This window comes from Lactobacillus pasteurii DSM 23907 = CRBIP 24.76 (assembly GCF_000297025.1).
GTDB classification, from domain to species: domain Bacteria; phylum Bacillota; class Bacilli; order Lactobacillales; family Lactobacillaceae; genus Lactobacillus; species Lactobacillus pasteurii.
Genome location: NZ_CAKD01000012.1, coordinates 40082 through 49396 on the forward strand (window position 1 = coordinate 40082; position 9315 = coordinate 49396).

Annotated in this window: 9 protein-coding genes and 1 pseudogene; 9 read left to right on the forward strand and 1 reads right to left on the reverse strand. The window is 37.6% G+C overall.

Translation table 11 applies throughout. The annotated features are described in order from the left end of the window. Positions 1-156 precede the first annotated feature (156 nt). The 9 genes and pseudogenes from BN53_RS09870 to BN53_RS10080 all read left to right on the forward strand — a co-directional run bounded on the left by BN53_RS09870 (position 157) and on the right by BN53_RS10080 (position 7775). Positions 157-675 carry a pullulanase-associated domain-containing protein gene (locus BN53_RS09870; protein ID WP_009559363.1) on the forward strand — a complete coding sequence of 173 codons (519 nt, stop codon included), beginning with the start codon at positions 157-159 and terminating at the stop codon, positions 673-675. Next, positions 650-2953 carry a type I pullulanase gene (gene pulA / locus BN53_RS02655; protein WP_009559364.1) on the forward strand — a complete coding sequence of 768 codons (2304 nt, stop codon included), beginning with the start codon at positions 650-652 and terminating at the stop codon, positions 2951-2953. The genes BN53_RS09870 and pulA overlap by 26 nt, the downstream gene beginning before the upstream one ends. A 54-nt stretch (positions 2954-3007) precedes the next feature. Then, positions 3008-3625 carry an SLAP domain-containing protein gene (locus BN53_RS09875; RefSeq protein ID WP_009559365.1) on the forward strand — a complete coding sequence of 206 codons (618 nt, stop codon included), beginning with the start codon at positions 3008-3010 and terminating at the stop codon, positions 3623-3625. Positions 3626-3730: 105 nt separating this feature from the next. Beyond that, entirely contained in the window at positions 3731-5059 is a 1329-nt protein-coding gene (locus tag BN53_RS02660) for an MATE family efflux transporter (RefSeq protein WP_009559366.1), read from the forward strand. A gap of 42 nt (positions 5060-5101) precedes the next feature. Then, a pseudogene (locus BN53_RS10070) lies at positions 5102-5272 on the forward strand (zinc-ribbon domain-containing protein); the annotation flags it as partial. A gap of 159 nt (positions 5273-5431) precedes the next feature. Further along, the gene (locus tag BN53_RS02665; protein ID WP_133286410.1) at positions 5432-5905 is read left to right on the forward strand and encodes a hypothetical protein; all 474 of its coding nucleotides are present in this window, start codon (positions 5432-5434) and stop codon (positions 5903-5905) included. Further along, a complete protein-coding gene (locus tag BN53_RS02670; protein WP_133286411.1) occupies positions 5886-6578 on the forward strand; it encodes a PRD domain-containing protein in 693 nt (230 codons plus the stop codon). The genes BN53_RS02665 and BN53_RS02670 overlap by 20 nt, the downstream gene beginning before the upstream one ends. A gap of 82 nt (positions 6579-6660) precedes the next feature. Next, a complete protein-coding gene (locus tag BN53_RS10075; RefSeq protein ID WP_009559369.1) occupies positions 6661-7233 on the forward strand; it encodes a PTS transporter subunit EIIB in 573 nt (190 codons plus the stop codon). Positions 7234-7256: 23 nt separating this feature from the next. Next, complete coding sequence (locus BN53_RS10080; RefSeq protein ID WP_009559370.1) at positions 7257-7775, forward strand: PTS transporter subunit EIIC; 519 nt, start codon at positions 7257-7259, stop codon at positions 7773-7775. 208 nt (positions 7776-7983) lie between these two features. Here BN53_RS10080 and BN53_RS02680 read toward each other — a convergent pair whose 3' ends face one another. Further along, a complete protein-coding gene (locus BN53_RS02680; protein WP_009558961.1) occupies positions 7984-9141 on the reverse strand; it encodes an RNA-guided endonuclease InsQ/TnpB family protein in 1158 nt (385 codons plus the stop codon). Between the last annotated feature and the right edge of the window lie 174 nt (positions 9142-9315).

Here is a 9315-nt window from a genome sequence, read left to right on the forward strand (position 1 = left end):
TTTACATATAAATATATACTATTTATCTCACTTATATCAAAGCACAATTTTGTAATTTTTTCTTACAAATTGTTATCGTTAACAACATTTTTACTTATATTGTTATTGAAAACGCTTAACAGTAGAATGTTAGTATACCAATTTAGGAGGATTAACATGTATAAAAAGAAAAACTGTAACAAATTCAGTAAAGTAACATTCATTTGCTCTGCTACAATTTTGGCCTTTTGTGTAGAAGCAAATTATTCATCAAGTAAAGTTGAAGCATCCGAGATTACGACAGCTCAAACTTCAAACCAAGATGTGAAACTAACTGATTCTGTTACAGATCTTAATAAAGATAAACCAGAAACTCAAAACAATCAAGTAGAAGATACAACAAAAGTTGTGATTCACTATCAAGGCGACGGAACCAAGTGGGTACCATATGTCTGGGGCAAGAAGCCTAACGGCAGTGGTAGCCAATACAACTGGGATGGCAAAGACGAGAATGGCTGCTATGCCAACATTAATGTTTCTGGCAATGAACAGGAAGTTGGTATTTTGATTAAGAATCCATCCAATTGGGATAAAGATGGCGAAGGCAATGACCGCGTTGTCACCGTAGATGATAGTGGTAAGGCGGAAGTTTTTTACAAAGAAAAGACTGATGAATCACAAAAAAGTAGAAGCTAAATATGATTCAACTAAATTAGATGTTCACTACTACAATAAAGAAGAAAAAGAAAACAGCATTACTGGTCAAGTTTGGACTGATGGTGATGACACCAAGAAAGAAGTTGCTTTAACTGGAAATAAAGAATTCACTGGTTCATTGGATCTATCGGGTGCGGAATTTTCTAAGATTTTCTTCTTAGGTAGTGATGGTATAACTAGAGAATTTACGGCATTGCCTGGTGGAAAGACTTCAATTTATCTAACTAATGATGATAAGACTGCTTACTACACAGCAAGTTTTGCACTGGCTTCAGATAGCTTGACCTCCGCTTCAATGATAAACGGTAATACTATCCAAATTGAAACAGGAAAAAAGCTGAACCAAGAACAAGCCAAAGATAAATTACAATTCAAGGACAATGAAATCGTTGATGTGAAAGCTGTTGATCCGGATGAAAACGGAGAAAGCAAGAAGTTTGTGCTGACTACTGAAAAAGATTTAGATATTTTAAATGACAATCAAGTCGGAATAAACGACAATTACAAGTCCATTGACATTGGAAACTATGTTCGTTCAAAGGAATTTGATGACAAGTACTACTATGATGGCAATGACTTAGGTGCTTTATACGCTGCTAATGGTACGCAAATTAAGCTCTGGGCGCCAACTGCTAAGAACGTAACTTTAAACTTATATAACAGTTTGGATAATTCAGCAACTGCTACTAAAACTTATGCCATGACCAGAAGCGATAAAGGCGTTTGGACGCTTAAATTAGATGGCGACTACAGGAATTGGGCTTATGATTACTCCTTGCTTTTTGGCAATGGCAAAGAAACCGTCTCAATTGATCCATATGCCAAGGCTGTGACCATCAATGGCGAACGTGCAGTGATTGCGGACTATGACGCAATCAAGCCGGATAACTTTGACCGACTTCCAGAATTCTCAAAGCCAACGGATGCAATTATCTACGAAACAAGCGTGCGCGATTTTACCAGTGATCCAAATTCTGGTATTGAGCATAAAGGCAAGTTCCTTGGCATGATCGAATCTGGCAAAACTCAAACTGGCCAAGTAACCGGATTAGACTATTTAAAATCTCTTGGCATCACTCATGTTCAGATTATGCCTAGCTATGATTTTGCAAGTTTAGATGAAAACTCAAACAAGGGAGAATATAACTGGGGTTATGATCCAAAGAACTACAATGTTCCTGAAGGCTCATATGCGACCGACCCTGCCACCCCTGAAAGTCGTATTCTTGAAATGAAGAAAATGATCAATCGACTTCACAAGGCTGGAATTAGAGTTGTTATGGATGTGGTTTATAATCACGTCTTTGCTCCAGATAAGCAAGCTTTGGACAAGACTGTTCCAGGCTATTATTTCCAATATGATGACGAAGGTCATACCACCAATGGAACTGGCGTTGGCAATGATGTAGCCAGTGAAAGAAAGATGGCCCGCAAATATATCGTCGATTCGATTAAGTACTGGGTCAAAAACTACAATATCGATGGCTTTAGATTCGATTTGATGGGGATTCTTGACGTCGATACAATGAACGAAATTCGTTCAGAAGTAAACAAGATCGATCCAAGCATCTTGATCTATGGCGAAGGTTGGGATATGCGCAAGACCAACCATGATCAAGGGGCGGCTCAATACAATGCTGACAAGTTAGATGACAAGATTGGCTTTTTCTCAGATGGTATTCGCAATGCGATCAAGGGACCTGAGTTTGGTGGCTTGAAGCCGGGACTTGTTGAGGGCAATGGCCAAGAAGATAATTATGCCGATAATGCAAGTAAGTTCATTGCTGGATTTTTAGGTGGGGCAGACTATGGCAAACTAGAAAACCATCCATATCTTTCACCAAACCAAACGATCAATTATGTCGCTTGTCACGATAATCGCACTTTATACGATATGATCAAGACGCTCATGCCAAACGAGTCAGAAGAAAATATCATTAAAAGAGACAAACTAGCAACTTCAATGGCTTTGCTAGCACAAGGCGTACCATTTATTCATTCTGGCCAAGAGGCATTGCGGACTAAGAATGGGGATGACAACAGTTACAACAAACCAATTGAAATCAACCAAATCGATTGGAATCGAGTAGCTGCTAACAAGGATACAGTTGACTACTTCAAGAAGCTTCTCCAAGTTAGAAAGGACCATTCTTCTTTCAGACAAAGCAACTACGGTGAAATTGCTAAAAATGTCAAAGTTGTTGAAAATGGTACAAATGGTCTATTTGCTTTTGAATATCAAGAAAATCGCAAGTAGCTTTATGTAATCTTCAACGTAAAGAATGAAAATAACGAGTTTACGCAAGTAGACTTGTCAAATGCCAAAGTTTTGCTATCAAGCGATCAAATGAGTTTGAGCAAGATTACCAACTTGGCTCCATTGAGTACTTTGATCGTTGAAGTATCTTCTAATAGCAAATCTGATGATGAAACAGATAGCCACCTTGAAGAAAATAGACCTGATAATTATCAAGTTGCACAAACAGAAGTAGCAGTCAAACCAGATGTTCTTGCAAATATGGATTATCTTGAACTCGAACTTACCCACAATGCCTTTGTTTACCTAAAGGATGGCGTAACTGTGGCCATGATCAATGGAAATAAGCAACTCATTACTAAAGGCAGCAAGATTAAGGCTTTGAACCAAGGTAAGAAATATAGCATGAACGGCAAATTGTTCTACCAAATTGCAGATAATGGCTTTGTAAAAGTGGCCAATACTATAAAGCATGTTACTTTGAAACATAATGCATTCATTTACAGTCGAAAAGGCAAGGCTTTGAAGAATGATATCAAGCATGTTGTTTTGAAGAAGGGTAAGAAGATTACTTTATTAGACAAGGGCAAGATCACCACAATCAAAGGCAAGAAGTTCTATCGAGTTGGACTCAACCAATATATCAAGGTAGCTAACGCTTCTTTGAACTAGTTTTTAATAGTAAAACAATCTCACTTTCTTACGGAAGTGGGATTTTTCTATAGTAAAATAGAATTATAAGAATAAAAAAGTGAACTAATTAGGATGGAAGAGAAGATGAATGAATTATTTGCCAAAGCACCGATCAAAAAGGTCTATTTCCAATTAGCCTTGCCGGTGGTGCTGGGGATGATCACCACCATGATCTACAATCTGGCAGACACGTATTTTGTTGCCAAAACGGGAGATGCCAATTTGGTGGCGGGGATTACGATTTCGGCTCCGCTTTCGATGTTTTTAATTGCCTTAGCCGATATCTTCGGTCTAGGTGGGAGTACCTTGATTTCGCGTCTTTTCGGCGAGCATAATTATGAACTAAGTAAACGGGTAAGTAGTTTTTGTATTTATTTGGGAATTATTTCTGGTATAATCACCAGTGTTTTGCTTTTGGCATTTGAACGCCCCATCCTATTGATGATGGGAGCCAAAGCCGGCACCTATGCCGATGCAGCCGACTTTTATCGGGTGATTGCTCTTGGTGCGATTACGATTATTTGTTCGCTTATACCGCAGAATCTTCTAAGGACAGAAGGCTTAGCGCTGCAAGCGATGATTTCAACGGTTAGTGGGACGATTTTCGCCATTATTTTAGATCCGATTTTCCTTTTTGGATTAAAGATGGGCGCCACTGGCGTCGGAATTGCCAATATTTTGGGCTATTTGCTGACAGATATTCTGCTATTTTACTTCTTATGGAAGAAGTCCAAGTACCTCAGCATTAATCCGCGCTTGATGAAAATTGATCGTAAGTCAATTAGATCAATTGTTGCAATCGGTATCCCAAGTTCAATTACCAATTTTGCCCAAACTTTTAGCATGGCTTTGCTTAATAGTTCGCTAGCCATGTATGGGGCTAATCAAGTGGCTGCGATGGGGATTACGCAAAAGATCTATAGCATCGTCATCTTGGTGATCGTTGGTTTTGCCTTTGGATCTCAGCCGCTAATTGGCTATAACTATGGTTCCCAAAACTGGGAGCGTCTACGGGCAATCTTGCGCTTTGATATGTTGGTTCAAGTGGTTTATGCCGTGATCAGTGGCGGAGTGTTGATGATTTTTTCAAGACAGATTACTGCGATGTTTATGAATCAAGCAGAAATCGTCAGTGCCGGCAGCTATATGTTGATTGCTATCTTGATAACTACGCCGGTTGTAGGAATTATCTTAGTTTACACCACTGTCTTTCAATCGATCGGCAATGCCTGGGGCGCTTTGCTGATGGCCATCACCCGTCAGGGAATTTTTTACTTTATTTCATTGACGATTTTGGAAAAAATCTTTGGCTATCATGGAATTATTTGGGCCCAAGCAATGAGTGACCTATTAACTTGTTTGGTGGGATATCTGATCTATCGTAATTTATCTTTTGAAAAGCATAAAGAATGAAGTAATGGAAATGTAGGTAAGAATCATGAGTAAGAAAAGTGTCCCAGATGTGGGACAAGCGTAGAGCGAACCGATAAGTTTTGTCCAAAGTGCGGCAATAATTTACAAGCAGTTAAGTCAAAAACTAGCAGCAAGATTAAGGTGCTATGGGGCGGAGCGGCGGTTATTTTGGTAGCTGGAATTATTATAGCTGTGGGAATCTACCGCTTATAGGAAAACAAACGAGTTCAAGAAGTAGCTGATCGAATTACCGAAACTGATAAGTCAAAAGATAAGCAATCTTATTCATCAACAAGTTCATCGGTTGAAAGTAAGAAGAGCAGTTCAAAGAAATTAACTCCAGCAGCCTTGGATACTACTGATGAAATGCTGATGGCATATCTGAGTTACTCAGAGGATAATTACCGCAAAGCAAGGGGAGCAGATAGTCTTTCTGAGCTAATCGATACAGTGCAAGATGATATTACTAGCAAGTGTTTAACGATCAAGAAGCTTGATAACTATGGCATGTTTAAAGTTGAAAACAAATTTGGTTCAGTTTTAGTCGATGTCTTAAATGGCGGGGTTAATATTTATGACACCAAGCAGCACGCTCTTGCTAAGAAAGATTTGTATCAGAAGTTTGATAATAATTTATCCGATATTAAAGTTCTGACGGTTACTTTGAAGAAGACTGGCTATCATAATTTTGGCGATGTGTTTAATGTTGACAAGTTGCCAGAGTTTACCAAGCTGGCAGTAACTGCTTGGCTGGAGCCAAAGAGCGATGACGATATTATTTCCAGCAATATTCGAAACGTGTTAATACATTTGAATAAGGGAATTGATGTTGCGCCATATCAATAATCAAAAAACTGGCGCCATGATAGATCGAAAAGAAATATCAAAAATATATGCGCCGGTTAGCAATGTAGGTCAAAGTGAATTAATTGCCAGTTTAGAAAGAATTCCTGCAGAATACTTTGAAGTGACTAGACAGATTGTTGAATATGCAGAAGTTATTTTAGATACCAAGTTGAAAGCAAACATCTATTATTCTTTGGCAGATCATCTAAATTTTGCGATTGATCGCTATAATTCCAATTTGACCTTGGGTAATCGAGTTTTTTGGAAAATGAAAACATATTATCCGACTGAGTTCCAGATTGGAGTACATGCTTTATCGATTATCAAGAATAACTTAGATATTGAATTGCCTAAAGAAGAAGCAGCAAATATTGTTTTTCACATTATCAACGCATCAAATAGTGTAGATAATTCAAATGTACTTGAGGTATCTAGCTTAGTTGACAATATTTTGCAGACCTTAAGAGTTTTAACTCATGGCAAGATCAAGCAAGAAGGTATCAACTATGATCGATTCGTAACGCACATCAAGTTTTTTAGTGAGCGATATATTAGTGGTAATATGCTAGCTGATGATCCGACTCTCCTAGAACATGTATTTGAATCCTACCAAGAAGCTAGTCAGATTGGCTTGAAACTTGAGAAAACGATCTACACTTTGTATGAAAAATAAATTACTAAAGAAGAATTAGCATATCTGATTATCCATATCCATCGCGTTTTAACTTATTAATTGTTAGATTGGAGTGAATGAAATGAGATCTAATGCTGAAATGGCTGAACTCATCGTTAAACACCTCGGTGGCTCAGAAAACATCACCGGTTTATATCATTGTGCAACGCGACTTCGTTTTACTTTGAAAGACAAGTCGAAGTTCGATCTGGATTTTTTGAAGACGCAACCTGAAATTTTAGGGGCAATTCAATCAGGTGAAGAATCACAAGTAATTATTGGTGGTAAGGTTGGGGAATACTTCCAAGCGATCAATAAGGCATATAAGCTTGAAGAAAATTCTGATGGTCAAGCTGCGACAACTGAGAAAAATCCATTTAAGAGACTAATCAATACCCTTGTTGGAATTATGGCTCCAATTATTACGCCTCTAATTGGTGGTGGTATGTTCAAGGTAGTGGTTTCTCTTTTAACTGCTACTGGATTAGTTGATAAAACATCCCAAAACTATGTGATTTTGAATTTTATGAGTGATTCGGTATTTTACTTCTTGCCATTCATGCTAGCAGTTTCGGCAGCTAGAAAGTTCAAAACTAACGAGTTTTTAGCGATGGCCTTAGCAGGTGTTTTGCTTCACCCAACTTGGAGTCATTAATTGTCGCTAAACAACCTCTTAATTTGTTTGGAGCACCTCTTTCTTTAGTAAGTTACGGTGGATCGGTTATTCCGATTATTTTGATCGTTTGGATCATGAGCTATGTTGAGAAATTCGTAGAAAAGGTATCCCCTAATGTAATTAAGACAATGCTAAAGCCATTACTGATTCTGCTAATCATGGCACCACTTGCCTTGATTGTAATTGGACCAATCGGTTCATGGCTTGGCGATATTTTATACTTAATTATCAATTTTTCAAATAAGAACATCCCATGGCTTGTACCTACTTTGATGGGTGCTTTTATACCATTACTGGTAATGGTGGGGATGCATATTTCTTTGGTACCACTTGCTACACTAGGAATTACCGGACCTGCCAAGAGTGAAAACATCCTTGGACCAGGTATGCTTGCTTCAAATATTTCTCAAGCAGGGGCAGCTTTTGCTATCTCGATTAAAGATAAAAATCTAAAAGCTAAAGTCTCCTCAAAAGAAAAGGTTTCAATCGATGATTCGATCATCAAGGTATTAAATCAATAGATTATCAAATGTCTAGGGAAATGCTGCTATATAAAACATGGAAATATGTAGAAGAATACGCATTTCCTACATATCAGAAAGATATATTTTTCCTTTCTTTGTTTCATTTACTGTCGTCTTCACTAGTATTCTGATATTCCACCTGGGAGTAATCACATTGACCAGCTCTTACAGCTTAAGGACCTAGCCAGCCCCGTTTATTTTCTTTTTATTTTGCCAAAGCTAAAAGATTTAATACTGCATTTTCATCTCGATCGTTTGTATATCCACACTGATAACAGATATACTCGTTGTGTTTAGTGCCATGCTTTTGGTTGCCTTGCAAAGTGATCTTTTCATCACCTTTTTTGACATAGCCACACTCAGCACATCTTTGTGTTGATGGATAGGTTTTATCAGCTAAGATCAATTCTTTGCCATACCAAGCACATTTGTAAGTCAGAATTTGTCTAAACTTACTAAATACTGATCTCTGCATACCTTTTGAAGCAACATGCGTCATCATCATTTCTTTGACAGCTAAGTCTTCAATTACAATTTGGTCGTAATCATTAACTAGCTGCGTAGTAAACTTCTGTAAAAGATCGTTTTGGATATTAGCTACTTTACGATAATCTCTTTGCAGTTTGGTTCTCACTGCATAGTAATTATTACTTTTAATAGCTAACTTACCATTAACCTTTCTTTTGACTGCCAACGTTCTTTGATAATGTTTGATGCGCTTGTAAAGCTTTTGCAATTTAGCAGGCAAAACATTGATTTGACCTTCTGTATAGTTGAAGTGACCAACATTGACGTCAACTGCTGTCTTTTGTTGAGTTTTAGCCTTAGCTGAAATCTCTTCTTCATAAGGTAAAGCCGCGTAATAGCTGCCTTTTTCTTTGAAGATACTTACTACTTTGACCTCATCCATCTTTAGAGCTTCATAGCTTTTTAAATCAAACCAATTTTCCTTTGAGACACTTCTAGGCTTATCAAGCCGAAGTTTGCCATTAACAATCTTGGCTCTGTCAGTCTTAAAGCCTTGTCTAGGATCTTTCTTAGATTTAAAACTAGGTATACCCCAATCAGGCTGAGCCTTATCAAAGAAGTTCTTCCAAGCATTAGCTAAGTCTTTAACAGCTAGTTGCAAACATCGAGCAGACAAAGCATATTGCCAATCAGCTTTATTTGCGACTAATTCATCACGGACTCGGCGCTCATTGGGGCTTGGATTATCCTTTTTATTTAATGTATGAGCTTCATACATCAATTGCCAAGTTTCTAAGCCTTTATTCCAGCAATATCTGCGATAATCACACAAAGCATCAAGATGCTTTCGCATGGTTTTATTAACTTTTAGCTTTACTACTTGTGTTTTAATCATTGCTTCACCTCCTTGAATACAAACATAAGTTTATATAAGAAGACGAAGCAAAACAAGTAAACATTGGATCAAAGCTTATTTTCCATGTTTAACTTTCTAAATAAGCTTAATTATTATTTTTATCTATAATTATCTACATATTTCTATATTTTTGTTAACTGTTAATCAGCTCCT

Excerpts from the sequence above, each read along its gene's own strand:
- BN53_RS02680 (WP_009558961.1), bottom strand. The coding sequence starts at position 9,141 with ATGATTAAAACACAAGTAGTAAAGCTAAAAGTTAATAAAACCATGCGA.
- BN53_RS02660 (WP_009559366.1), top strand. The coding sequence starts at position 3,731 with ATGAATGAATTATTTGCCAAAGCACCGATCAAAAAGGTCTATTTCCAA.
- BN53_RS10075 (WP_009559369.1), top strand. The coding sequence starts at position 6,661 with ATGAGATCTAATGCTGAAATGGCTGAACTCATCGTTAAACACCTCGGT.
- BN53_RS09870 (WP_009559363.1), top strand. The coding sequence starts at position 157 with ATGTATAAAAAGAAAAACTGTAACAAATTCAGTAAAGTAACATTCATT.
- BN53_RS02670 (WP_133286411.1), top strand. The coding sequence starts at position 5,886 with ATGTTGCGCCATATCAATAATCAAAAAACTGGCGCCATGATAGATCGA.
- pulA (WP_009559364.1), top strand. The coding sequence starts at position 650 with ATGAATCACAAAAAAGTAGAAGCTAAATATGATTCAACTAAATTAGAT.
- BN53_RS02665 (WP_133286410.1), top strand. The coding sequence starts at position 5,432 with ATGGCATATCTGAGTTACTCAGAGGATAATTACCGCAAAGCAAGGGGA.